At 71.7% G+C, this 24,841-nt stretch carries 19 protein-coding genes; 8 read left to right on the plus strand and 11 right to left on the minus strand.

The annotated features are described in order from the left end of the window. Positions 1–35 precede the first annotated feature (35 nt). Positions 36–1,232 carry a thiolase family protein gene (locus ACGH2B_RS04385; RefSeq protein WP_399084362.1) on the plus strand — a complete coding sequence of 399 codons (1,197 nt, stop codon included), beginning with the start codon at positions 36–38 and terminating at the stop codon, positions 1,230–1,232. A gap of 344 nt (positions 1,233–1,576) precedes the next feature. Further along, the gene (locus ACGH2B_RS04390; RefSeq protein WP_399084365.1) at positions 1,577–2,956 is read left to right on the plus strand and encodes an FAD-dependent oxidoreductase; all 1,380 of its coding nucleotides are present in this window, start codon (positions 1,577–1,579) and stop codon (positions 2,954–2,956) included. A gap of 25 nt (positions 2,957–2,981) precedes the next feature. On the opposite strand, the gene hemE is transcribed toward ACGH2B_RS04390, so the two are convergent. Next, positions 2,982–4,049, minus strand: a complete 1,068-nt coding sequence (gene hemE, locus ACGH2B_RS04395) for a uroporphyrinogen decarboxylase (RefSeq protein WP_399084368.1) — start codon at positions 4,047–4,049, stop codon at positions 2,982–2,984. 101 nt (positions 4,050–4,150) lie between these two features. Between hemE and ACGH2B_RS04400 the strand changes: the two genes are divergently transcribed. The 3 genes from ACGH2B_RS04400 to ACGH2B_RS04410 all read left to right on the plus strand — a co-directional run bounded on the left by ACGH2B_RS04400 (position 4,151) and on the right by ACGH2B_RS04410 (position 7,139). Beyond that, positions 4,151–4,807, plus strand: a complete 657-nt coding sequence (locus ACGH2B_RS04400) for a DUF3000 domain-containing protein (RefSeq protein ID WP_399084371.1) — start codon at positions 4,151–4,153, stop codon at positions 4,805–4,807. A gap of 317 nt (positions 4,808–5,124) precedes the next feature. After that, positions 5,125–5,787 carry a response regulator transcription factor gene (locus ACGH2B_RS04405; protein ID WP_030279967.1) on the plus strand — a complete coding sequence of 221 codons (663 nt, stop codon included), beginning with the start codon at positions 5,125–5,127 and terminating at the stop codon, positions 5,785–5,787. A 77-nt stretch (positions 5,788–5,864) separates the two neighbouring features. After that, positions 5,865–7,139, plus strand: a complete 1,275-nt coding sequence (locus tag ACGH2B_RS04410) for a ribonuclease D (RefSeq protein WP_399084374.1) — start codon at positions 5,865–5,867, stop codon at positions 7,137–7,139. Between the two features lie 80 nt (positions 7,140–7,219). Here ACGH2B_RS04410 and ACGH2B_RS04415 read toward each other — a convergent pair whose 3' ends face one another. Then, positions 7,220–7,939: a PepSY domain-containing protein gene (locus ACGH2B_RS04415; protein ID WP_399084377.1), complete on the minus strand. Its 720-nt coding sequence runs from the start codon at positions 7,937–7,939 to the stop codon at positions 7,220–7,222. A gap of 185 nt (positions 7,940–8,124) precedes the next feature. Here ACGH2B_RS04415 and ACGH2B_RS04420 point away from each other — a divergent pair, with 185 nt between their 5' ends. The 3 genes from ACGH2B_RS04420 (at position 8,125) to ACGH2B_RS04430 (ending at position 11,979) form a co-directional block, all read left to right on the plus strand. Continuing rightward, entirely contained in the window at positions 8,125–9,345 is a 1,221-nt protein-coding gene (locus ACGH2B_RS04420) for a thiolase family protein (RefSeq protein ID WP_399084380.1), read from the plus strand. Beyond that, positions 9,342–11,480, plus strand: a complete 2,139-nt coding sequence (locus ACGH2B_RS04425) for a 3-hydroxyacyl-CoA dehydrogenase NAD-binding domain-containing protein (RefSeq protein WP_399084383.1) — start codon at positions 9,342–9,344, stop codon at positions 11,478–11,480. The genes ACGH2B_RS04420 and ACGH2B_RS04425 overlap by 4 nt, the downstream gene beginning before the upstream one ends. Before the next feature lie 88 nt (positions 11,481–11,568). Next, complete coding sequence (locus ACGH2B_RS04430; protein WP_399084386.1) at positions 11,569–11,979, plus strand: NTP pyrophosphohydrolase; 411 nt, start codon at positions 11,569–11,571, stop codon at positions 11,977–11,979. A 41-nt stretch (positions 11,980–12,020) separates the two neighbouring features. Here ACGH2B_RS04430 and ACGH2B_RS04435 read toward each other — a convergent pair whose 3' ends face one another. The 9 genes from ACGH2B_RS04435 to ngcE form a co-directional block, all read right to left on the minus strand. Beyond that, entirely contained in the window at positions 12,021–13,559 is a 1,539-nt protein-coding gene (locus tag ACGH2B_RS04435; protein WP_399084389.1) for an amino acid permease, read from the minus strand. Between the two features lie 182 nt (positions 13,560–13,741). Then, positions 13,742–15,742 (minus strand): 1-deoxy-D-xylulose-5-phosphate synthase, encoded by a 2,001-nt coding sequence (gene dxs / locus ACGH2B_RS04440; RefSeq protein ID WP_399084392.1) that lies wholly within the window; start codon positions 15,740–15,742, stop codon positions 13,742–13,744. 202 nt (positions 15,743–15,944) lie between these two features. Beyond that, a complete protein-coding gene (locus ACGH2B_RS04445; RefSeq protein ID WP_399084395.1) occupies positions 15,945–17,228 on the minus strand; it encodes a sugar ABC transporter permease in 1,284 nt (427 codons plus the stop codon). After that, complete coding sequence (locus tag ACGH2B_RS04450; RefSeq protein ID WP_399084398.1) at positions 17,225–18,025, minus strand: ATP-binding cassette domain-containing protein; 801 nt, start codon at positions 18,023–18,025, stop codon at positions 17,225–17,227. The genes ACGH2B_RS04445 and ACGH2B_RS04450 overlap by 4 nt, the downstream gene beginning before the upstream one ends. Positions 18,026–18,303: 278 nt before the next feature. After that, positions 18,304–19,398 (minus strand): sugar ABC transporter substrate-binding protein, encoded by a 1,095-nt coding sequence (locus ACGH2B_RS04455; RefSeq protein WP_399084401.1) that lies wholly within the window; start codon positions 19,396–19,398, stop codon positions 18,304–18,306. A 183-nt stretch (positions 19,399–19,581) separates the two neighbouring features. Further along, the gene (locus ACGH2B_RS04460; protein WP_399084404.1) at positions 19,582–20,781 is read right to left on the minus strand and encodes an ROK family protein; all 1,200 of its coding nucleotides are present in this window, start codon (positions 20,779–20,781) and stop codon (positions 19,582–19,584) included. A 327-nt stretch (positions 20,782–21,108) separates the two neighbouring features. Next, complete coding sequence (locus ACGH2B_RS04465) at positions 21,109–22,005, minus strand: carbohydrate ABC transporter permease (protein WP_399084407.1); 897 nt, start codon at positions 22,003–22,005, stop codon at positions 21,109–21,111. Continuing rightward, complete coding sequence (locus ACGH2B_RS04470) at positions 22,005–22,928, minus strand: carbohydrate ABC transporter permease (protein ID WP_399084410.1); 924 nt, start codon at positions 22,926–22,928, stop codon at positions 22,005–22,007. Before ACGH2B_RS04470 ends, ACGH2B_RS04465 begins: the two co-directional genes overlap by 1 nt. A 58-nt stretch (positions 22,929–22,986) precedes the next feature. Further along, positions 22,987–24,426: an N-acetylglucosamine/diacetylchitobiose ABC transporter substrate-binding protein gene (gene ngcE, locus ACGH2B_RS04475; RefSeq protein WP_399084412.1), complete on the minus strand. Its 1,440-nt coding sequence runs from the start codon at positions 24,424–24,426 to the stop codon at positions 22,987–22,989. Positions 24,427–24,841: the final 415 nt, after the last annotated feature.

Here is a 24,841-nt window from a genome sequence, read left to right on the forward strand (position 1 = left end):
CTCCCCCGGCCACCCCACACAGCGAGGAAGCCCTGATGAGCGAGCACCGCGCACGGGACGTCTACGTCGTCGACGCCGTACGGACCCCGGTCGGCAAATACGGCGGCGCGCTGGCGGGCGTCCGCCCCGACGATCTCGCCGCGCACGTCCTGGGGGCGCTGGTGGCGCGCAGCCCCGAGCTGGATCCGGCGCTCATCGACGACGTCGTCCTGGGCGACGCGAACGGCGCCGGGGAGGACAACCGCAACGTCGCGCGGATGGCGGTGCTGCTGGCCGGGCTGCCCGACTCGGTGCCCGGGGTGACGGTCAACCGGCTGTGCGGTTCCGGTCTTGAGGCCGTCATCCAGGCGGCGCGGGCCATCGCGCACGGCGACGCGCACGTGGCGGTGGCGGGCGGGGTGGAGTCGATGAGCCGGGCGCCGTACGTCCTGGCCAAACCGGACCGCGGCTTCCCGACGGGCCATCAGGAGCTGTACTCCACGACGCTGGGCTGGCGGATGGTCAACCCGCGGATGCGGCCGGAGTGGACGCTCTCGCTGGGCGAGGGCGCCGAGAAGATCGCCGAGCTGCACGGCATCACCCGGGAGCAACAGGACGTGTTCGCGCTGGCCAGCCATCAGAAGGCGAGCCGCGCCTGGCGCGAGGGGCAGTACGCCGCGGAGGTGGCACCGCTGCCCGGGGTGGAGCTGGAGCGCGACGAGACGATCCGGGAGGCGTCCTCCCTGGAGGCGCTGTCCCGGCTGAAGCCGGTGTTCCGCCGCACCGGCGGGACGGTCACCGCGGGGAACTCCTCACCGCTCAGCGACGGCGCGGCGGCGCTGCTCCTCGCCGACGAGGAGGGCCTGCGGGCCACCGGACGCGAACCGCTGGCCCGGATCGGCGCGAGCGCGGTGACGGGCGTGGAGCCACGGCTCTACGGGCTGGGCCCGGTCGCCGCGGTACGGCGGGCCCTGGAGCGCGCCGGGCGCGGCTTCGGCGACCTGACGGTCTTCGAGCTGAACGAGGCGTTCGCCGCGCAGGCCCTGGGCTGCATCGGCCGCTGGCCGGAGCTGGACCCCACCGTCGTCAACCCGCGCGGCGGCGCCCTCGCGATCGGCCACCCCCTGGGTGCCTCGGGCGCGCGGCTGGCCGGCGCGGTCGCCCACCAACTCGCCGCCCGCGGCTCCGGAACGGGGCTGGCGGCGCTCTGCATCGGGGTGGGGCAGGGGCTGGCGCTCGTCCTGGAGCGGTGAGTCCCCGGGCGGGCCCGGGGACGGTGGTGCGGGCCCGCGCCGCCGGGCCGACGCGGCGGGCGGGCCGGGCGCCGTGCCGGGCGGGCCCGGCCGGAGCGACCCCCGGGACGCACGGCCGTCGTGAGCGGGCCGGGCCGTCCGGCCCCGCGGACAGTTCGGGTCCGGCCCCCGACGGGCAAGCCCCCGCACACCCTCCCGGCCCTGGCACCGTGGCGGCCCGGCCGCCCCCGCCGCCCCCGCCGCCCCGCGCTGCCCGCCGTTGTCGGTGCCGCGCCGTAGCCTGCTGAAGTGGGCTCGTGCGGGCGTTCCGCGACGGGCAGGGCGGACGGCGTGAGGGGCTCGGGATGACGGAACGGCTCGTGGTCATCGGCGGCGACGCGGCGGGCATGGCCGCCGCCTCGCAGGCCCGGCGGCTGAAGGGACCCGGTGAGCTGGCGATCACCGCGTTCGAGCGCGGTCACTTCACGTCGTACTCGGCGTGCGGCATCCCGTACTGGATCGGCGGCGAGGTCGGCGGTCCGGCGGCGCTGATCGCCCGGACGCCCGAGGAGCACCGGGCGCGCGCCATCGACCTGCGGATGCGCACCGAGGTGACCGAGCTGGACCTGGCGCGGGGCCGGGTGCGCTCCCGGGCGCTGGACGACGGCGGGCGGGAGAGCTGGACGGAGTTCGACAAGCTGGTGCTGGCCACCGGCGCCCGGCCGCTGCGCCCGCCGCTGCCCGGGATCGAGGCGCGCGGGGTGCACGGCGTGCAGACCCTCGACGACGGCCGCGCGCTGATCGACGCCCTCGGCGCGTCCCCGGGCCGCCGCGCCGTGGTGATCGGCGCCGGATACATCGGCGTGGAGATGGCCGAGGCGCTGGTCCGCCGCGACTACGCGGTGACGGTGCTGGACAGGGGCGAGCAGCCGATGTCCACGCTCGATCCGGACATGGGCGCGCGGGTGCACGAGGCGATGTGCGGTCTGGGCATCGAGACGGTGCGCGGCGCGGCCGTCACCGCCGTCCTGACCGACGCCGGGGGACGCGCCCGCGCGGTGGCCACGGAGGACGCGGAGTACCCGGCGGACGTGGTGGTGCTGGGGATGGGCGTCCGCCCGGAGACGGCGCTCGCCGAGGCGGCGGGGCTGCCGCTCGGGGAGTCCGGCGGGCTGCTGACGGACCTGTCGATGCGGGTGCGCGGCCAGGAGAACGTCTGGGCGGGCGGCGACTGCGTCGAGGTCCTCGACCTGGTGGCGGGCCACACCCGCCATCTCCCGCTCGGCACCCACGCCAACAAACACGGCCAGGTCATCGGCGCCAACGTCGCGGGCGGGTACGCCACCTTCCCCGGGGTGGTGGGCACCGCCGTCAGCAAGGTCTGCGATCTGGAGATCGCCCGCACCGGCCTCCTGGAGCGCCAGGCCCGCGCGGTGGGGCTGGAGTTCGTGACGGTGACCATCGAGTCGACCAACCACGCCGGGTACTACCCCGGGGCCCGGCCGATGCACGTGAAGATGCTCGCCGAGCGGCGTACGGGGCGGCTGCTGGGCGTGCAGATCGTCGGCCGGGAGGGGGCCGGGAAGCGGGTGGACATCGCGGCGGTCGCGCTGACCGCCGGGATGACGGTGGAGCAGATGACCATGCTCGATCTGGGCTACGCGCCGCCGTTCTCCCCGGTCTGGGATCCGGTGCTGGTCGCGGCCCGCAAGGCGACGGCGGCGGTCCGGGCCGCCGGGGTGTGACGCCCCGGCGGCCGGCCGCGGCGGCTCAGCGCGCGGTCCGCGTGTGGACGTACTCGACGAGGCGGGTCAGCGCGTCCGGGTCGGTGGCGGGCAGCACGCCGTGGCCGAGGTTGAAGATGTGGCCCTCAAGACCGGCGGCGGCGTCCAGCACCTCGCGGGCCTTGGTCTCCACCGCCTCGCGCGGGGCGAAGAGCACGGCCGGGTCGATGTTGCCCTGGAGCGCCTTGCCGGGGCCGACCCGCCGGGCCGCCTCGTCCAGCGGCACCCGCCAGTCGACGCCGACGACGTCCGCGCCGGCCTCGCCGATCAGGCCCAGCAGCTCACCGGTGCCGACGCCGAAGTGGATCCGCGGCACGCCGTGGTGCGCGACCGCCTCGAAGACCTTCGCGGAGGCGGGCATCACCGAGCGGCGGTAGTCGGCGGGCGACAGCGCGCCGACCCAGGAGTCGAAGAGCTGCACGGCGCTCGCCCCGGCCTCGATCTGCACGTCGAGGAAGGCGGAGGTGATCACGGCGAGGCGGTCCAGCAGGTCGGCCCAGAGCTGCGGGTCGCCGTACATCAGCGCCTTGGTGTGCTCGTGGTTGCGGGACGGCCCGCCCTCGACGAGGTAGCTGGCGAGCGTGAACGGCGCACCGGCGAAGCCGATGAGCGGCGTGGACCCCAGCTCCTTGACGAGCATCCGCACCGCCTCGGTGACGTACGCGACGTCGCCGGGCTCCAGCGGACGCAGCCGCTCCAGGTCGGCGCGGGTGCGGATCGGGTTCTCGACGACGGGGCCGACGCCCGGCTTGATGTCGAGGTCGATGCCGATGGCCTTGAGCGGCACGACGATGTCGCTGAAGTAGATGGCGGCGTCGACGCCGTGGCGGCGCACCGGCTGGAGGGTGATCTCCGTGACCAGTTCGGGCCGCATGCAGGAGTCGAGCATCGCGATGCCCTTGCGGACCTTGTGGTACTCGGGCAGCGACCGCCCCGCCTGCCGCATGAACCACACCGGGGTGTGCGGCACGGGCTCGCGCCGGCAGGCCCTGAGAAAGGCCGAGTCGTACGTTCCGGTCTGCTGCTGGCCCGTCGGGCGGTCGTTGGCGCTCACGGACGGAATCTTCGCATGCGCCGCCGACACCTCCGAACGGGCGACGCGCGCACCGGGTGTCCTCCCCCTCCGCGGCGCGACTTCCGCCTACTCTTCCGGGCATGGCTGCGGCGTACGAACATCTCTCGGACAGCGCGGACGAGACCCCGATCCCCTTCCGTCGCGCGATCGAGTCGCTCCGCGCGGCCCGGCTGCGTCCCGAGATCGTCCTCGATGCGGTTCCCGCGCCGAAACGGCTCGCGCCGTACGCCGGCGCGCTGGAGGCCACGGTGGTCGAGCGGGGCGCGGGCCCGGACGGTGAGGACGCGGATCTGGCGGACGGGCGGCTGGTGCTGCTGCACCACCCCGCCGGGCACGAGGCGTGGCAGGGCACGTTCCGCATCGTGACGCTGGCGCGGGCGGAGCTGGAGCCGGAGATGGGCACCGATCCGCTGCTGCCCGAGGTGTCCTGGTCGTGGCTGACCGGCGCGCTGGATGCCCGCGGGGTGCGCTACGGCGAGGCGAGCGGGACGGTGACACTGGCCGAGTCGCACCACTTCGGCGGTCTGGCGGTGCGTGAGCCCGCCACCCAGATCGAGATCCGCGCGTCGTGGACCCCGGCCGAGGGCCCCGGCGGCGTGCCCGACGCGGGCGCGCACCTCGCGGCCTGGTGCGATCTGCTGTGTCAGGTCGCCGGGCTGCCCCCGGCGCCGCAGGAGGCCGGTCCGCGCGGCGGTGTGGTGCCGCTGCCGCAGCGCCGGGGGGCCCAGCCGCGCTGAGCCCGCCGGACCGGAACCGCCGTCCCTGGCGCGAGGGCGCCGCACCGTACGGGTGCGGCGCCCTCGGCATGTCCGTGTCCGGTGCCGCCCCGGCGCTCCCGGATGCGGGAACACGTGCGCCGTTGATCACCCCGGTGTTCACGTATGATCGCTCACGCATCCGATTTGCCCGAATTGACACCAACTAAATCGTGATCAATGTCTAAAGTCCCCTCGGATTGCTGCCGAAGAGGTCAGTGACCCTTCAGATACGGAACGTCCCGGCTCGCCCCTTGCGGCCCGGTCGCAACCGTCCCGCCACTCCCCCAGGAGGCCCGGTGTCTGTTCTCCTCGAGCAACCTTCGAGCCTGGTCGCCTACCGCCCGAACAAGCCGACGGCCATGGTCGTCGTGGCCGACCCTCGCGTCCGCTCCACCGTCACCCGCCATCTGTGGGCCCTCGGAGTACGGGACGTGATCGAGGCGTCGTCGATCGCGGAGGCCCGCCCCCGCGTCGGCAACCCACGCGACATCTGCGTTGCCGACGTCCACCTGCCCGACGGCTCCGGCCTGACCCTGCTGTCCGAGACCCGCGCCGCGGGCTGGCCCAACGGCCTGGCGCTCTCCGCGGCCGATGACATCGGCGCGGTACGCAACGCCCTCGCCGGCGGCGTCAAGGGCTATGTCGTCACCGGCACCCGTACCAACCTCGGCCTGCCGGGCCGTCCGGGAGCCGCGCCCATCGGCGCCCACGCCGCCCGTATGCAACGCCGCCCGCCGGGCGCCCCGGGCCACCCGGGCGGCTACCGCGAACTGTCCGGCCGGGAGGTCGAGGTGCTGCGGCTGGTGGCGGAGGGCCAGTCCAACAAGGCGATCGGCGTGTCGATGGGGCTGTCCGCCCTGACCGTCAAGAGCCACCTCGCCCGCATCGCCCGCAAGCTCGGCACCGGTGACCGGGCCGGAATGGTGGCCGTGGCGCTGCGCACCGGCATCATCCACTGACCCGCGCCCCGACACATCGCCCGCCGAGGGAACGTTCCCCTCGACGGGCGATGCGCATACACAGATACCCTTGACCGGTGACCGACGCCCAAAAGACCGCAGCAGACACGACACTGCGAGCATCCGGAGACTCGCCTCCGGATGACCGACCGGCGCCGGAACCCTTGCTGGAGCCCCGCGAGGGCATCCCCCCGGTGACCGCGACCGACGACGCCCTCGCCGAGGTCGTCGCCGCCCTCGCGGCGGGCACCGGCCCCCTGGCCGTCGACGCCGAGCGCGCCTCCGGCTACCGCTACGGCCAGCGCGCCTACCTCGTCCAGCTACGCCGGCAGGGCGCCGGCAGCGTGCTGATCGACCCGGTCGGCTGCCCGGACCTCAGCACGCTCGGCGCCGCCGTCGCCGACGCCGAGTGGGTGCTGCACGCCGCCACCCAGGACCTGCCGTGCCTGCGCGACATAGGGATGGTGCCGGCCCGGCTGTTCGACACGGAGCTGGCGGGCCGGCTCGCCGGGTTCGCGCGGGTGGGGCTGGGCGCGATGGTCGAGAACGTCCTCGGCTTCGCGCTGGAGAAGGGCCACTCCGCCGTCGACTGGTCGACCCGCCCGCTCCCCGACCCCTGGCTGCGCTACGCCGCGCTCGACGTCGAGCTGCTGGTGGATCTGCGGGACGCGCTGGAGGAGGAGCTGGAGCGGCAGGGGAAGCTGGAGTGGGCCCGGCAGGAGTTCGCCGCCATCGCCGCCGCTCCCCCGGCCCCGCCGCGCAAGGACCCCTGGCGCCGCACCTCCGGCATGCACAAGGTGCGCCGCCGCCGTCAGATGGCCGTCGTCCGCGAGCTGTGGACGGCCCGCGACCGCATCGCGCAGAAGCGGGACGTCTCCCCCGGCAAGGTCCTCGGTGACGCGGCGATCGTCGAGGCGGCGCTGAACCTCCCGCCGAACGCCCACGCGCTCGCCGCGCTGCCGGGCTTCGGGCACCGTATGGGCCGCCGTCAGCTGGAGCAGTGGCAGGCGGCCGTGGACCGGGCGCGGGCGCTGCCGGACAGCGAGCTGCCGCAGCCCGGCGCGCCGCTCAACGGCCCGCCGCCGCCCCGCGCCTGGGCCGACAAGGACCCGGTCGCCGCGGCGCGGCTCTCGGCGGCGCGTACCGCGGTGACCGCGCTGGCGGAGGAGCTGAACCTCCCGCAGGAGAACCTCATCACGCCCGACACGGTGCGCCGGGTGTGCTGGGAGCCGCCCGCCGAGCCGACCGGGGAGGCGGTGTCCGCCGCCCTGGCCGGGCACGGCGCGCGCCCCTGGCAGGTCGAGCTGGTCGCCCCGCTGCTCACCGAGGCGCTGGCCGCACACCAGGACTGACGGCACGGCGCACCCCGGCGGCCTCTCGGGCCCGCCGGGGTGCGGTGCGTACGGTCCGGCCGGTGCCCGCCGGCCGGGGCTCAGTCCTGGTCGGTGTGTTCCTTCAGGATCTTGTTGTCCTTGGCGTCGACGTCGAAGGTGGTCTTCTTCCAGTCGGCGGTCGAGACGACGTCCACCTTCCAGACGCCCTTGCCCTGGTCGGTGTCCTCCAGCTCCAGGGTCGCGACCTCGCCCTTCTTCTTCGCCAGCGCGGTCTTGGCGGCCATCGGCGCGGTGACGGTGGCGTCCCGCAGCCGCTTCGCGAGCGCCTTGCGGTCCTCGGACTTCTGCTGCTCGGCGACGGGTTTGCCCGCCTTCCCGGTGACCGCGTCGACGCGGACGGTGTGCGCGGTGCCGTCGTCCGCCGCCACCACCGTCTCCCACACGGGTTTGCCGCCGTCGCCGTCCTTCAGCTCGGTGGAGACGGGCTTGGTGTGCGGCACGGCGCCCGCCGCGGCGGTCAGGACGTGCTCGTAGTCGGTCTTGTTCTTGGCGAACAGGTCCTTGCGTTCGCGCTGGTCCTCGGTGAGGTTCCCGCTCGGCGAGGAGGACGGGGAGGTCGGGGTCGCCGGGGAGGTGACCTCCGCCGGGGAGCCCACCCCGGGACCGTCCGGCGCGCCGCTCGCGCTCTTGTCCGTGCCGCCGCCGCAGCCCGCGAGGAGCGCACCGGCGGCGGCGACGGCGCACACCGCTCCGAGCGTGCGGGGTCCGAGAGGACGCCGCCGGCCGCGGACCACCAGATCCTTACGCTTTGTGTCCATAAGGGCACTTTATGTGGGCCTCGCATTGATCACATCTCCGGAAAGACAACACTTCACGGTGTGACCTTCGCCGCTCCGGGCGCGGGGGGTGTGCAGCATGGTTACCCGTAAGTAGCATGTCGGGTGTGATGCGTCCCCCGGGGCGCCCCGCAGCAGTGCCATACCGCACCTGGAGGAGAGCCAACGTGCCTCGTACCGCTAGGGATGTCGTCTTCGTCGACGGCGTCCGCACCCCGTTCGGCAAGGCGGGCCCGAAGGGCATCTACCACGAGACCCGCGCCGACGACCTGGTCGTCAAGTGCATCCGGGAGCTGCTGCGCCGCAACCCGGACCTGGACCCCGCGAAGATCGACGAGGTCGCGCTCGCGGCGACCACGCAGATCGGTGACCAGGGCCTGACCCTGGGCCGCACCGCCGGCATCCTGGCCGGTCTGCCGCAGTCGGTGCCCGGCTTCTCCATCGACCGTATGTGCGCCGGTGCGATGACCGCCGTCACCAGCATCGCCGGTGGCGTCTCCTTCGGTGCGTACGACATCGCCGTGGCCGGTGGCGTCGAGCACATGGGGCGGCACCCCATGGGTGAGGGCGTCGACCCCAACCCGCGGTTCGTCAGCGAGAAGCTGGTCGACCAGTCGGCGCTGTTCATGGGCATGACGGCGGAGAACCTCCACGACCGGCTGCCGCACCTGACCAAGGAGCGCGCCGACGCGTACGCCGTCCGCAGCCAGGAGAAGGCCGCGAAGGCGTACGCCAACGGCCAGATCCAGGCCGACCTGGTGCCGGTCTCGGTGCGCCGTACCAACGCCGAGGCGGGCGAGACCGGTTGGGGCCTGGCCACCACCGACGAGCCGATGCGGCCGGGCACCACGCTGGAGAACCTCGCCGGGCTGAAGACGCCGTTCCGTCCGCACGGCCGGGTGACCGCGGGCAACGCCGCCGGTCTCAACGACGGCGCGACCGCCTCGCTGATCGCCGCCGAGGACGTGGCGCGCGAGCTGGGCCTGCCCGTCAAGATGCGTCTGGTCGACTTCGCCTTCGCGGGCGTGGAGCCGGAGGTCATGGGCATCGGCCCGGTCCCGGCGACGGAGAAGGCGCTGGCCAAGGCCGGTCTGACCATCGACGACATCGGCCTGTTCGAGATCAACGAGGCGTTCGCCGTCCAGGTGCTCTCGCTGCTCGACCACTACGGCATCGCCGACGACGACCCGCGGGTCAACCAGTACGGCGGCGCCATCGCGTTCGGCCACCCGCTGGCCTCCTCCGGTGTCCGGCTGATGACGCAGCTCGCCCGGCAGTTCGAGGAGCAGCCGCACGTCCGCTACGGCATCACCACCATGTGCGTCGGCTTCGGCATGGGCGGCACCGTGATCTGGGAGAACCCGCACTTCGAGGGGGCAGGCAAGTGACCACCACCGCTGAGCTGTTGAAGGGCGCGGCCGAGCTGTTCCCCGACGAGGTCGTCACCCAGGCGCACGTACGCCACCTCGACCTCCCGAAGGGCGCGGGCCGCTTCGCGCTCATCACGCTGGACAACGGCCTGGACCACACCAAGCCGACGACCTTCGGCCCGCAGTCGCTGGCCAACCTCAACACCGCGATCGACCAGGTGGAGAAGGAGGCGGCGGACGGTTCTGTCGTCGGCGTCGGTATCACCGGCAAGCCGTTCATCTTCGCCGTCGGCGCCGACCTCAAGGGCGTCGAGCTGCTGAAGCGCCATGAGGACGCGCTGGCCATCGGCAAGGGCGGCCACGACGTCTTCAAGCGGCTGTCGGGCCTGGCCGTGCCGACGTTCGCGTACTACAACGGCGCGGCGATGGGCGGCGGCGTCGAGGTCGGGCTGCACTGCTCGTACCGCACCGTCTCGAAGGCGCTGCCGGCCTTCTCGCTGCCCGAGGTCTTCCTCGGTCTCGTACCGGGCTGGGGCGGCTGTGTGCTGCTGCCCAACCTGATCGGCGCGGACCGCGCGGTGAGCGTGATCATCGAGAACTCGCTCAACCAGAACAAGCAGCTCAAGGGCCAGCAGGTCTTCGACCTCGGCATCGCGGACGCGCTGTTCGAGGGCGCGGACTTCCTGGAGCAGTCGCTGATCTGGACCGCTTCGGTGCTGACCGGCGAGACCGAGGTGGTCCGCCCCGAGCTGGACCGCGGCGCCGCCTGGGACGAGGCCGTCGCCCGCGGCAGGGCCATCGCCGACGGCAAGGTGCACGGCGCCGCCCCGGCCGCCTACCGCGCGCTCGACATCATCGCCGCCGCCAAGAACGGCGACCGGCAGCAGGGCTTCGACGCCGAAGACCAGGCGCTCGCCGACCTGATCATGGGCGGTGAACTGCGCTCCGGGCTCTACGCGTTCAACCTCGTGCAGAAGCGCGCCAAGCGGCCCGCCGGCGCGCCGGACAAGAAGCTGGCCCGTCCGGTCACCAAGGTCGGTGTCGTCGGCGCCGGTCTGATGGCCTCGCAGCTCGCGCTGCTCTTCGCGCGCCGCCTGGAGGTCCCGGTCGTCCTCACCGACATCGACCAGGCACGGATCGACAAGGGCGTGGAGTACGTCCACGGCGAGATCGACAAGCTGCTGCTCAAGGGCCGCGTCAACCAGGACAAGGCCAACCGCCTCAAGGGCCTGGTGACCGGTCACCTCGACAAGGCCGCCGCCTTCGGCGACGCGGACTTCGTCATCGAGGCCGTCTTCGAGGAGATGGGCGTCAAGCAGCAGGTGTTCGCCGAGGTCGAGGCGGTCGTCCCGGCGCACGCGATCCTGGCGACCAACACCTCCTCGCTGTCGGTCACCGAGATGGCGTCGAAGCTGAAGAACCCCGAGCGGGTCGTGGGCTTCCACTTCTTCAACCCGGTCGCGATCCTGCCGCTGCTGGAGATCGTCCGCGCCGAGCAGACCGACGACGCGTCGCTGGCCACCGCCTTCGCCGTCGCCAAGTCGCTGAAGAAGACCGCGGTGCTGGTGAAGGACGCCCCGGCGTTCGTCGTCAACCGCATCCTGACCCGCTTCATGGGCGAGATCCAGAACGTCATCGACGAAGGCACCCCGGTCGAGGTCGCCGAGAAGGCCGTCGAGCCGCTGGGGCTGCCGATGTCGCCGCTGGTCCTGCTGGAGCTGGTCGGCCCGGCGATCGGCCTGCACGTCTCCGAGACGCTGCACGGCGCGTTCCCCGAGCGGTTCACCGTCTCGCCGAACCTCAAGGCCGTCGTCGAGGCGGGCAAGCGCGGCTTCTACGTCTACTCCGCCGAGAACGGCTTCAAGCCGGAGCTGGACCCGGAGGTCGCCGCGCTGCTCAAGCAGGGCGACACGGTGCTGACCGAGGAGCAGGTCCGTGACCGCGTGCTGGACGCCGTGGCGCAGGAGATCGGTCTGATGCTGGACGAGGGCGTCGTCGCCGAGGCGCAGGACATCGACCTGTGCCTGATCACCGGCGCGGGCTGGCCCTTCCACCTGGGCGGCATCACGCCGTACCTGGACCGCGCGGGCGTCTCCGAGCGGGTGACGGGCAAGAAGTTCCTGGCCCCGGGCCTGGCGAGCGTGCCCGCGTAAGGCAGGTACCTCCGCACACGACGGCGCGGGTCGGCTCGGCGGAGCCGGCCCGCGCCGTCGTGCTGCCGTCGCGTGACAGGGTGGGGCCATGGATTCCTTGGTCATCGTCGATGGGGCGAACGTCGTCGGCTCGGTACCGGACGGCTGGTGGCGCGACCGGCGCGGCGCCGCGGAGCGGCTGCGCGACGGACTGGCCGCCTGCGCGACCGCGGGCCTGCCCGGGTACGCCGAACCGCCGGTGGAGCTGGTCCTGGTGGTCGAGGGCGCGGCCCGCGCGGTGGCGTCCGTCGACGGGGTGCGGGTGGTCTCCGCGCCCGGCAGCGGCGATGACCGGATGGTGGAGCTGGTGGCGGCCGAGGGCGCCGGGCGGGACTGCCTGGTGGTGACCGCCGACCGCGGGCTGCGGGCCCGCGTCGAGGCGCTGGGCGCGCGGGTGGCGGGCCCGCGCGCGGTCCGCGGCGCCCGGGGCGGCGGCCGTCCGGGAGCGGCGGAAGACTGAGGCCGTCCCTCAACACCGCCGGTAGGCAGGGCGGTTGAGCCTCAGCCGCCGCCGACCGCGCCCTTCTCGGCCGCCCGGCGGCCTTCCAGACGGCTGTGCGTCCGGCCGTACAGGGCGTAGACGACGATGCCGATCACCATCCAGGCGGCGAAGCGGAGCCAGGTCTCGGCGGGCAGGTTGAGCATCAGCCAGAGCGAGGCGAGCACCGACAGGACGGGGACCAGCGGGACCAGCGGGGTGCGGAAGCCCCGGGGCAGGTCGGGGCGGGAGCGGCGGAGCAGGATGACGCCGAGGGCGACGACGACGAAGGCGAAGAGCGTGCCGATGTTGACGAGTTCGGCGAGTTCGTTGATCGAGGTGAACCCGGCGACGACGGCGACGACCGTGCCCAGCAGCAGCGTGGAGCGGTAGGGCGTGCCGAACGTGGGGTGCACCCGGGAGAAGAACCGCGGCAGCAGCCCGTCACGGCTCATCGCGAAGAACACCCGGCTCTGCCCCAGCAGCAGGATCATGCAGACGGAGGTGAGGCCGACCGCCGCGCCGAAGCTGATGATCCCGGCGTAGACGGAGTGGCCGACCGCCTTGAACGCGTCGGCGAGCGGCGCGTCGGTCGACAGGTCGGTGTACTTCTCCATGCCGGTGACCACGACCGACACCGCGACGTAGAGGAAGGTGCAGATGGCGAGGGAGCCGAGGATGCCGCGGGGGACGTCGCGCTGCGGGTTGCGGGTCTCCTCGGCGGCGGTGGCGACGATGTCGAAGCCGATGAAGGCGAAGAAGACGACGGCGGCGGCGGCGAAGATGCCCATGACGCCGAAGTTGGACGGGGTGAAGCCGAAGAGGAGCTGCGAGAGCGGGGCGGCCCAGCCGCTCTCCCCCTCGTGCGGCCGGCTGGGCGGCAGGAACGGCCGGTAGTTGGCACCGCTGATGAAGAACGCCCCGGCGATGACGACGAGCAGCACCACCGTCACCTTGACGGCAACGATCACGTTCGTCACCCGGGACGACAGCTTCATACCGAGCACCAGGACGCCGGTCAGCACCAGGACCAGCAGGCAGGCCAGAAGGTCGAAGCCGAACGTGCCGCCCTGGGTGCCGGAGAGCGCGGCGGGCAGATGCCAGCCCGCGGAGTCCAGCAGCGAGCGGATGTACCCGGACCAGCCGACGGCGACCACCGCGCAGCCCAGTGCCAGCTCCAGGACCAGGTCCCAGCCGATGATCCAGGCGGGGAACTCGCCGAGCGAGGCGTAGGAGAAGGTGTACGCGGACCCGGCGACGGGGACGGTGGCGGCGAACTCCGCATAACACAGCGCGGCGAGGGCGCAGACGACACCGGCGAGGACGAAGGAGAGGGCGACGGCCGGGCCCGCCTGCTCCTTCGCGATCTTGCCGGTGAGCACGAAGATGCCGGTGCCGATGACGACACCGACCCCGAAGACCGTCAGGTCCAGCGCCGACAGGGACTTCTTGAGGGCGTGCTCGGGCTCCTCGGTGTCCTGGATGGACTGCTCGACGCTCTTGGTCCGGAAAATCCCGCGGTCGCGGCGTGACCGCGCGCCCGGGCCCTGCTGTGTGCTCATGGGCGAACCTCCGCCTGACGACCCTGACCGGACTGGCAGATTCTCTGCAATACAGACAAATCGTCAGGGGCGGCGGGCCCCGGGCGGCGGCGATTCACCCTATGGAGCGCGGTGGCGGCCGAACGGATGGGCCGGTCGGCGCACCCCGAGGTGTCCGACCGGCCCGTTCCGTACGAGGGGCGTCAGTCGCCCGCGACCTCCGCCGGGCGGGGCGAGCCCGCGGCGGTGGCGGACGCGCCCTCGAAGCGGCCGTCGAGCTTGGCCACCAGGCCGGTGACCTGCCGGGCGATGTCCGGTGCGGTCAGCCCGATCTCGGCCATGACCTCCTTGCGGGAGGCGTGGTCGAGGAAGCGCTCGGGGATACCGAAGTCGCGCAGCGGGATGTCCACCCCCGCGTCCCGCAGCGCCTGCGCGACGGCCGCGCCGACGCCGCCGGTGCGGATGTTGTCCTCGACGGTGACGACGACGCGGTGCTCGGCGGCGAGACCGGGCAGCGCCGGGTCGACCGGCTTGACCCAGCGCGGGTCGACGACGGTGGAGGAGATGCCCTGCTTGTCGAGGAGGGCGGCGATCTCCAGGCACATCGGGGCGAGCGCGCCGACCGAGACCAGCAGCACATCGGGGCGCCCGGCGACCGCCACCGGGGCGCGCAGCACATCCATACCGCCGACCGTGCCGACCGCCTCGACGGCCGGGCCGACCGCGCCCTTGGAGTAGCGCACCACCGTCGGCGCGTCGTCCACCTCGACGGCCTCCCGGAGCTGCGCGCGGACCTGGTCGGCGTCGCGCGGCGCGGCGATCCGCAGCCCGGGGACGACCTGGAGCAGCGACATGTCCCACATGCCGTTGTGGGAGGCGCCGTCGGTGCCGGTGACGCCGGAGCGGTCGAGGACGAAGGTCACCCCGCACTTGTGCAGCGCGACGTCCATCAGCACCTGGTCGAAGGCGCGGTTGAGGAACGTGGCGTACAGCGCGAAGACCGGGTGCAGACCGCCGGTGGCCAGGCCCGCGGCGGAGACCGCGCCGTGCTGCTCGGCGATGCCGACGTCGTAGATCCGGTCGGGGAAGGCGGCGGCGAACTTCTTCAGGCCGACGGGCTGGAGCATCGCGGCGGTGATCGCGACGATGTCCGGGCGCTCGTGGCCGAGCTTGACCATCTCCTCGCCGAAGACGGAGGTCCAGTCGGCGCCGGACGCGGCGACCGGCAGCCCGGTGTCCGGGTGGATGACGCCGATGCCGTGGAAGCGGTCCGCCTCGTCCTGCTCGGCGGGCTTGTAGCCGCGGCCCTTCTCCGTCAGGCAGTGGACGATGACGGGGCCGCCGAAGCGCTTGGCGCGCGTCAGCGCCGACTCCAGCGCCTCGATGTCGTGGCCGTCGATCGGGCCGACGTACTTCAGACCCAGGTCCTCGAACATGCCCTGCGGGGCGATGAAGTCCTTGAGGCCCTTCTTGGCGCCGTGCAGCGTCTCGTAGAGCGGCTTGCCGACGACCGGGGTGCGCTCCAGCAGGTCCTTGCCGCGGGCGAGGAACTTCTCGTAGCCGTCGGTGGTGCGCAGCGTGGCGAGGTGGTCGGCGAGGCCGCCGATGGTCGGCGCGTAGGAGCGCTCGTTGTCGTTGACGACGATGACCAGCGGGCGGTCCTTGGCGACCGCGATGTTGTTGAGCGCCTCCCAGGCCATGCCGCCGGTCAGCGCGCCGTCGCCGATCACCGCGACGACGTGGTCGTCCTTGCCGCGGACCTGGTTGGCCTTGGCCAGGCCGTCGGCCCAGCCCAGGACCGTCGAGGCGTGGCTGTTCTCGATGACGTCGTGCTCGGACTCGGCGCGCGAGGGGTAACCGGACAGGCCGCCCTTGGCGCGCAGCCGGCCGAAGTCCTGGCGGCCGGTGAGCAGCTTGTGGACGTAGGACTGGTGGCCGGTGTCGAAGAGGACACGGTCCTTCGGGGAGTCGAAGACCCGGTGCAGCGCGATGGTCAGCTCGACCACACCGAGGTTGGGGCCGAGGTGGCCACCGGTCCGGGCGACCGCGTCGACGAGGAAGGTACGGATCTCCCCGGCGAGTTGTCCGAGCTGTTGCGGGGTGAGCCGGTCCAGGTCGCGTGGTCCTTCGATACGGGTCAGCAACTCCCGTCCGTCTCCGGCCACCGCCCCGGCCTGGCGCGCTTCGCGCGGCACCTTCTGCACTGTGCCTCCCTGCTTGTCGTGCTTCGAAACTGGTCGAGGTTGCTGATCAGCCGAGTCTAATGTTCCGGCGCCCGCCGCGGCCTCCGGGCCCGGCGATGTATGTCACTCGGGTGACCCGCCGGATCCGGCCGCCCACGCACGCGCGGCGGCCCCCACCGGAAGATGCCTGGTGGGGGCCGCCGCGGGCGGTACGGGCCGGGGCTCAGGTGCGTCCGGCGGTCTTCTGGGTGCGGCGGGAGAGCGAGTCGATGACGACCGCCGCGAGCAGCACCGCGCCGGTGATCATGTACTGGATCTCACTCGCCATGCCGAGGAGGTTCAGTCCCTGCTGAATCGACTGGATCACGAGCATGCCCAGCAGCGCGGACCAGATCTTGCCGCGGCCGCCGAAGAGGCTGGTGCCGCCGATGACCGCCGCGGCGATCACGTTCATCAGGGTGTTGCCGGCGCCGAGGTTCTTGGTGGCGCCGCCGGAGAGGCTGGCGATGAAGAGGCCGCCGAAGGCCGCCAGCATGCCGGAGACGGCGAAGACCGTGATCCGGACGCGGCCCACGTTGATACCGGCGCGGCGGGCCGCCTCCGCGTTGCCGCCGACCGCGAAGATCTGCCGCCCGTAGGACGTACGGCGCACCACGAAGTCGGCGAGGACGAGAACGGCGAGGAAGAGCACCAGGGCCAGCGGCAGACCGCGGGCGCCGGCCGGTTCGTTCAGGACGTAGGCGACGGCGAAGGCGAGGAGCGCGACGACGGCGGTGCGCAGCACGATCTCGCTCACCGGGCGGGACGGCAGCGCCGCGGCCCGGCGGCGGCGGGCCTCCCACAGCAGCGATCCGGCGTACGCGAGGACGGCGACGAGGGCGAGTCCGTAGGCGGCGGCCTTGTCCTCGAAGTAGTAGCCGGTGAGGTTCTCCACCACGCTGCCCGAGGGCGTGTTGATGGAGCCCTCCTTGCCCATCAGCCAGATCTGCAGTCCGCTCCAGCCGAGGAACCCGGCGAGGGTGACGACGAACGCCGGGACGCCGACCTTGGCGAAGAAGAAGCCGTGCAGCGTGCCGATGGCGGCGCCCGCCACGACGGCGAGGAGCACGGCGAGCCAGTCGCTGACGCCGTGGGTGACGCTGAGCACCGCCCAGACCGCGGCGCCGACGCCCGCGACCGAGCCGACCGAGAGGTCGATCTCGCCGAGCAGCAGCACGAAGACGATGCCGACGGCCATGATGCCGAGGCCGGAGGTGTAGACGCCGATGTTGGCGAGGCTGTCGGCGGAGAGGAAGGCGCTGTTCTGGAGCTGGAAGACGACGGCGATGACGATCAGCCCGACGACGACCGGCAGCGAGCCCAGCTCACCGCCGCGCACCCGGCGCCGGAACTCCCCGAGATATCCGGCGAAGCCCTGCTCGCGGACGACGAGGCGGGGGTCGACGGCGGCCGGTGCGGCGCCGTCCGGCGCGGCGGGCTCCGCGGCCTTCTTGGTGAGGTCACTCATCGCGCCTCCTCCTTCCTGCCCTGCTCGGTGCGGGCCCTGCGGCGGGTGACGGCGTTGTCCGAGGCGCCGGTGATGGCCGCGATGATCTCTTCGTGGGAGGTGGTCGCGACGTCGAAGACGCCGTTGTTGCGGCCGAGGCGGAGCACCGCGACCCGGTCGGCGACGGCCTGCACGTCGGCCATGTTGTGGCTGATGAGGATGGTGCCGAGGTTCCGCTCCCGCAGCCGCTCCACGAGGTCGAGGACCTGCGCGGTCTGCTCGACACCGAGTGCGGCCGTCGGCTCGTCGAGGATGACGACCTTCGGCTCGCCGATCAGGGCGCGGGCGATGGCGACGACCTGCCGCTGCCCGCCGGAGAGCGCCGCGACCGGGATGCGGACGCTGGGGATGCGGATGGACAGGGTGTCCAGCAGCTCCTTGGCCCGCTTCTCCATCGCGATCTCGTCGAGGACGCCCGCGCCGCCCAGCTCGTTGCCGAGGTAGAGGTTGGCGACGACGTCGAGGTTGTCGCAGAGCGCGAGGTCCTGGTAGACGGTGGCGACGCCCAGCTCCTGGGCGTCGTGCGGCTTGGTGATACGGACCGGCGCGCCCTCCCACTCGATGGCGCCGTCGTCGACCGGGTGCACGCCCGAGATCGTCTTGACGAGGGTGGACTTGCCGGCGCCGTTGTCGCCGACCAGGGCGACCACCTCACCGGGGTGGATCTCCAGCGTGACGTCGGTGAGCGCCTGGACGGCGCCGAACCGCTTGGAGACCTTGCGCAACGCCAGCACGGGCGGAGCGGACACGGACATCATCTCCTTCGCCGCCTTCACAGGGGGCGGGACGGTGGTGCGGGGCACCGGGTTCTGCGAGGGGGGTGGGGGGCGCCGGGCACCGGCCGGACCGGCGTCCGCGCCGCGGGAGGGGCGGGGACGTGTACGGCGCTACGGGGCGGGCGCGGGGCCGGGATACGGGCCGGGGGCCGGCATGCGGCGCGGGACCGGCGCGGCGGCCCGGCCGGCCGGAAGCCCGCCCGGGGCACGGGTACGGCGGCCGATGCCGCCTCCCGCGCCCCGGGCGGAGCCGGGCGGGGCTACTTGATACCGGCCTTCTCGCACGCCGCCTTCACATCGGCGGTGCAGAGCTGGCTCGCCTTGTAGACCTTGTCCTTGATGATCGTGTCCTTGACGTTGTCCTTGGTCACGACCTGCGCGTCGTAGAGCTTCGCCGGGATGCCCTTGACGTCGCCGCTGAGGCTGTCGACCTTGGTGGGCGCCAGGGCGTCGATCTTCTCGCCCTTGAGGAGCTTGACCGCGATCTCGGCGGTGGCGTCCGCCTGCGGCTTGATCTGCTTGTAGATGGTGAACGCCTGGTCGCCCTTGAGGACGCGCTGGAGACCGGCCAGCTCGGAGTCCTGACCGCCGACCGGGACCGTGACGCCCTGCTGCTTGAGGGCGGTGATCACGCCGCCCGCCTCGCCGTCGTTGGCGGCGTAGACGCCCTGGAAGCCGTCCTTGCCGAGCGAGTCGATGGCCGCGCTCATCTTCTTGTTGGCCTCGTCCGAGGACCAGTCGGGGATGTCCTGCTCGTAGACGATCTTCTTGACCTGCTTGTCGAGGACGGTGTGCGCGCCCTTCTTGAAGAACGGCGCGTTGGGGTCGGTCGGCGAGCCGTTGATCATCACGACGTTGCTGTTCTTCGCGTCCGAGCCGAGCGCCTTGACCAGCGCCTCGCCCTGGAGCCGGCCGATCTTCTCGTTGTCGTAGGAGACGTACGCGGAGATCTCGCCCTCGGCCAGCCGGTCGTACGCGACGACCTTGACGCCCTTCTTGGCCGCCTGGTTGACCCAGGACTTGGTGGCCTTGTAGTCGACCGGGTCCAGGATGATCACCTTCACGCCCTGGGTGATCAGCGCGTCGAACTGCTTCTTCTGGGTCTCGGTCTCCTGCGCCGCGTTGTTGTACTTGACCTCGCAGTCGGCGCAGAGCGCCTTGATCTTCGCCTCCATCAGCGGGCGGTCGAAGGTCTCGTAGCGGGTGGTCTTGTTCTCCGGCAGCAGCAGGCCGATGGTCTTGCCGTCCCCGCCCGCGGCCTTGTCGCCGTCGCCCGCCTTGCCGCAGGCGGCGACCGAGAGGGCCATCGAAACGGCGGCCGTGGCTATGACGGCGCGACGCGTCCAGACATTCATGTGAGCTTGCCTCCCTGACGAGGCCGCGTCCTTGCGGCCGAGGTGGCTGGAAGTCAACTCGGCCGTCAGCGGGCCGTCAAGGAGTAAATTCTTAACGAGATGACAACGGTGCCATGCGTTAGGTGCCTGAAGTCAGTAACCGGTCAACTGCCGCGTCCGCACCGGCCGGATACCGGCCGGCGTTCACCCGGACACGGCACCGTGCGCGACCGGCGCACCGTCGAGCAGGGTGGCGTCGCCCATCTCGCTGAGCACCAGCGCGAGCGCCCCGAGCACCTCGGCGCGCCCGCCCAGCGTGCCGGGCACCACGCCCAACTGCCGTGCCGCGCTGGGAATCGCGTACCGCGACACCGACTCACGGATCGGCCCGAGCACCAGCTCCCCCGCCTCCGCGAGGTCGCCGCCGAGCACCACCCGGCTGGGGTTGAGCAGATTGCAGAGGTTGGCGACGCCGCTGCCGACGTGGCGGCCCACGTCCGCGATGACCCGGCGGCACCCGGGGTCGCCGTCGCGGGCCAGCTCCACCACGCGCGCCATCGTCAGGTCCGGGCCGTGGCTCGGCCGGAGCAGCGGCAGGACGTAGCGGGCGGCGGTGAACGTCTCCAGACAGCCGCGGTTGCCGCAGCGGCAGACCGGCCCGGACTCGTCCAGCGTGATGTGGCCGATCTCGCCCGCCGTACCGCCCGGCCCGCGGTAGATCCGCCCGCCGATCACCAGCCCGGCGCCGACACCGCTGGCCACCTTGATGTACGCGAGGTCGGCGGCGCCACGGCCCGCGCCCCACACCAGCTCGCCCAGGGCGCCGAGGTTGGCGTCGTTGTCGACGTGGACGGGGACGCCGAGGCGCCCGGACAGCTCCGCGCCCGGGTTGGTGCCGCTCCAGCCCGGCAGGATCGCGGTGGAGCCGAGGGTGCCCGATTCGACGTCGATGGGGCCCGGCACGCCGAGCCCGACGCCGATGATCTTGCCGGGGGCGATACCGGTCGCCGCGACGAGCCGGGCGATCAGCCGCTCGGCGCGGTCCAGCCCCTCGTCGGCGGAGGCGTCCACGTCGATCGGCTCGGCGTCCTCGGCGAGCACCTGGTGGGCGAGGTTGCCGACGGCGACCCGCAGATGGGAGTGGCCGAAATCGACGCCGACGACGATGCCGGCGTCACCGGAGAGGGACACGCTCCGGGCCCGGCGCCCCCCGGCGGAGGTGGGCGTCACCTCGACGGTGCCGCCGTCCTTCAACTCACGAACGATGTTCGAGACGGTGGCCGCGGAGAGCCCCGTGCTCCGGGCGATCTCCGCCTGGGTGAGCGAGCCCGCCATGCGCACCGCCCGCACGACCCGCTCCAGATTGGCCCGGTGCAGCGAGGACTGCGACCCCGGAGTCTCCATCGGCTCATCCACTCCCGCCTGAGGCGCGCGGCACGACGACCGCCCGCCGGGCCGGACCACACCAGCGGGGCCCGGCTTGTCTCCAACATGTGAATCTAAGCTGAGCCGGACGGGTCACCTCCCGTCAAGTCCTCGACCGGAGCCGGGAGAGGCGGGGCGGGAGCGCCGGAGCGGTCGGCGCCGCGCGGCGTACGGGCGCCCGCGCCGGAGCGGGCCGGCCCACCGGAACATCCGGACGACGCCCGCGGGCCGGGCGCGGAGCGTCCCGGACGGACGGAGGCCCCGCGCCGCCGTTCCGGGCGCGGGGCCTCCGGGCCGCTCCGGCGGCTACTTCAGCGCGCCGGCGGTGAGACCGGCGACCACCTGCCGCTGGAAGAGGATGTACGCCGCCAGCACCGGCAGCATCGCGATGGTCAGCCCGGCGAAGAGCCCGGACCAGTCGCCCTTGTACCCCTGGCTGACCGCGAGCGCCACCAGTCCCTGGGTGAGCATCTTCTTGTGCGGGTCGCCGACGTTGAGCACCGTCGGCAGCAGGTACTGGTTCCACTGCCCGAGGAAGTTGAAGATGCCGACGCTGATCAGGCCCGGCTTCGCCATCGGCAGCATGACCTGGAAGAACGTACGGGTGTGGGAGGCGCCGTCGATGAGCGCCGCCTCCGCCACCGAGGTCGGCAGCGTCTTGAAGAACCCGCTGAGGAAGAAGACCGTGAACGGCAGCGAGTACGCGATGTAGACGCCGATGAGCCCGTGGTAGGTGTCCAGCAGCGCCATGTTCTTCATGACGAAGAAGAGCGGTACCAGCGCCAGGATCACCGGGAAGCCCATACCGCCGACGAAGAGGAAGTAGACGAAGCGGTTGCCGGGGAAGTCGAAGCGCGCCAGCACATAGGCGGCCATCGAGCCGAGCACCATCGTGCCGATCAGTGAACCGCCCACGACGATCAGCGAGTTGAGGAAGTACTCCCCCATGTTCGCCTTCTCCCAGGCGCGCACCCAGTTGTCGGGGTGCAGCACGGACGGCAGGCTCCAGGGGGAGCCGAAGATCTCCGCGTCGTCCTTGAAGGAGGAGATCACCGCCCACAGCAGCGGCATGGTGACCAGCAGGCCCCAGATCACCAGGACGCCGTGGGAGAAGACGTTCAGTACGCCGCCCTCGCCGCCGCGGCGCCCCGGTTCACCCTTCGGCGCGGCGCGGCGGGCGGCGGGATCGGTCTGCGTACGCATCAGAACTCCAGTCGCTCGCGCCGTCCCAGCCGCATCACGACGGCCGAGAAGACGAGGGTCACGATCAGCAGGGAGACGCCGATGGCGGTCGCGTATCCGGCCTGACCGTCGCGGAAGGTCCGCTGGTAGACGTAGAGCGGCAGGACCTCGGTGGAGTAGTCGGGGCCGCCCGGACCGACGCTCATGATCTGCACGAACGCGAAGGCGGAGACGTCCAGGGCGAGAATTCCCATGTAGATCCAGCCGGTCTGCACGGTGTCCCACAGCAGCGGCAGAGTGATCCGGAAGAACGTGTTCACACGGTTCGCGCCGTCCAGCAACGCGGCCTCGTAGAAGTCCTTCGGAATCGAACTCATCCCGGCCGAGAACAGCACGACGTAGAAGCCGACATTGGCCCACACCATCGCGCCCATGACGCACCACAGGGCGAGTTGCGGATCGCCCAGCCAGTCCGGCTGCACCCCGTCGAGTCCGATGGCGCCCAGAAAGGCGTTCAGGGAGCCGCTTTCCGGGTTGTACGCGAACTGGAAGAGCAGCGCGACGATCGGGACGGACAGGACCTGCGGGAAGAAGTAGATGATCTTGTAGACGCCGGATCCCCGCACCCCGCCGATGACCGCCTTCTTCCGGCGGCGGCCACCGACGTTGAGCATGAACGCGAAGAACAGCCCGAGGCTGAGCGTCACCACCGGGAGCAGCAGCAACAGCGTCACACTGTTTCCCACCGCCGCCCAGAAGACGGAGTCCTTCAGAAGGCGTGCGTAGTTGTCGAGGCCGACCATCCGCAGATCCGGACTGAGGCCGGTCCAGTCGGTGAGGGAGTAGTAGATGGCCTGCACGAAGGGCGAGATCACGAAAACCGCGTAGATCACCAGCGGAACGATCAGGAATCCCGCGATGAAACGGTATTTACCGTGCTGCATGACTGCCGGTCCCGTTCTTGCGCTGCGGATGGTGCCGGTGGCTCGTTCCCCTCATGGGTCAGCGCTTGTACTTGGTGACGCTGGAGTCGGCGCGGGTGTCGTCCGCGTACTTCTGGATTTTCTTGATCGCCTCGTCGGGCGTCATCCGGCCGGCCATCATCTCGCCGATGGCGCCAACCCCGATCTTTTCCTTCTGGAGGGCGACGTACCAGTCCTGGAGCCGGGGGTTGAGAATGTTCTTCCCGGCCTTTTCCAGCACGCTCTGCGCGGAGGCGAGCCCCGGCGGGAGGTCGACGCCGTCGGTACCGCCGTCGAGCGAGGTCAGCGAGGAGACCTGCTCGATGAAATTCCGCGCCGCCTTCTTGCCGAGCATGACGCGCAGCATTTCCATACCGCCCTCGGCGTTGTGCGCCTGCTTCGGGACGATGAACGGCTCGCCGCCGGACGCCCAGAGGGTGCCGAACGGCATCTTGTCCGCGGCGGAGAGGCTGGACGGGGCGCCGACCGCGAGCTGGAAGTGCGGGTCCCGGGCGATCTGCTTGGCGGATTCGTTCTCGACCCAGGAGCCGTTGGGGATGAACAGCGCCTTCCCCTCCGCCCAGGCGTTCTGCGACTGGAGGTGGTCGAGACCGGGCGAGCCCTTGAGGACGTAACCCTTGCGGTACAGCTCGTAGTACGCCTCGAACGCCGCTTTGACCGCCGGGTCCAGCCAGGCGTTCGGCTCCAGGTTGTCGATCCGCCGCAGGACCTCCGGGCCACCGATCTTCCCGATGAAGGGATAGAGGGAGAACGGGAGGTAGTACGGATACTTACCCGGGTAGGTCCAGCCGGCTATCCCCTTCTTCTTGGCCTTCTCGCAGAGCGCGAGCATCTCGTCCCAGGTCTCCGGATATTCCGCGTCGAGTTTCGCCAGATTCCCTCTCGAATACCACACGCCGTAGACGGTGTACGCGTAGTAGAGAATCCAGGTCTCCTCGCCGCCGAACTTCCCCATCTCGACGACTCCGGGGCGCAGGGTGTCGCGTACCTTCTTGCCCGGATCGTCGATGGAGGGGGCGTCGAGAAGGGCGTTGAGGTCGGTGAGCTGGTCCTTGCTGACGAGGGTGCCGAAATCCATCTGCTCGGCGCCGGAGTTGTCGACGAGGTCCGGGGGGTTGCCGCCGTTGAAACGCGGCTGGAGCGTCGACTGTATCTTCTGCGTGGAGGTGACCTTGGCTTTCCCTTCGGTCTTCGGGAATGCCTTGGTGTAGTCCTTCAGTGCGCTCTTGGCATAGGCGTCGCCGAAGCCGCCGTCGAAGATGACGACGTCCAGTCCGGCGCTCTCGTTGACGGCGAGCGGATTCTTCGCCGACTTGGTGCCTTTCGTCGCCTTGTCGCCGCCGCCACCGCCGGAGCTGGCGCAGGCGGAAAGGAAACTCATGGCGGGCAGCGCGACGATTCCCATGGCCGCTGCCCGCTTGACCAGATCGCGCCGGTTGAATTCCGAGATGGATCCCATGCTCAAGTCCTCGCCTTCTTCAGGACTCAGGCGGTGCCCGAAAATTCCCCGGCACCGCAGGTCGTCAGATGGAGCTGAGTGGTACGGGATGTACGCCGGGCGTGCCAGGGATCCGCGGACGCATTCGGCCTCCGCATTTCCCCCCGGATCCACGGCCGTTGACGGGCCGTTCGGACGCCGACAGGTATAGTCCACTTTCGGGGGAGGGGGCAAGATCGAATGCCGTTTTCCTCACTCTCTTTCCCGAGTTGATACCTGGTCGGAACACGGGGGCGCGCCCCGGGCGCGACCCGTCCGCCACCACGGCGTACACCCCGGCCCACGCGCCTTCTCCGCGCCCTTGACACCCACCGGGGAGCCCTCCTTACTTATCTCTGCACACCACAACTGACAACGATGTCAACCCAGTTGAGAG

The sequence above is a fragment of the Streptomyces sp. BBFR2 genome (genome assembly GCF_044497305.1).
Taxonomy (GTDB): domain Bacteria; phylum Actinomycetota; class Actinomycetes; order Streptomycetales; family Streptomycetaceae; genus Streptomyces.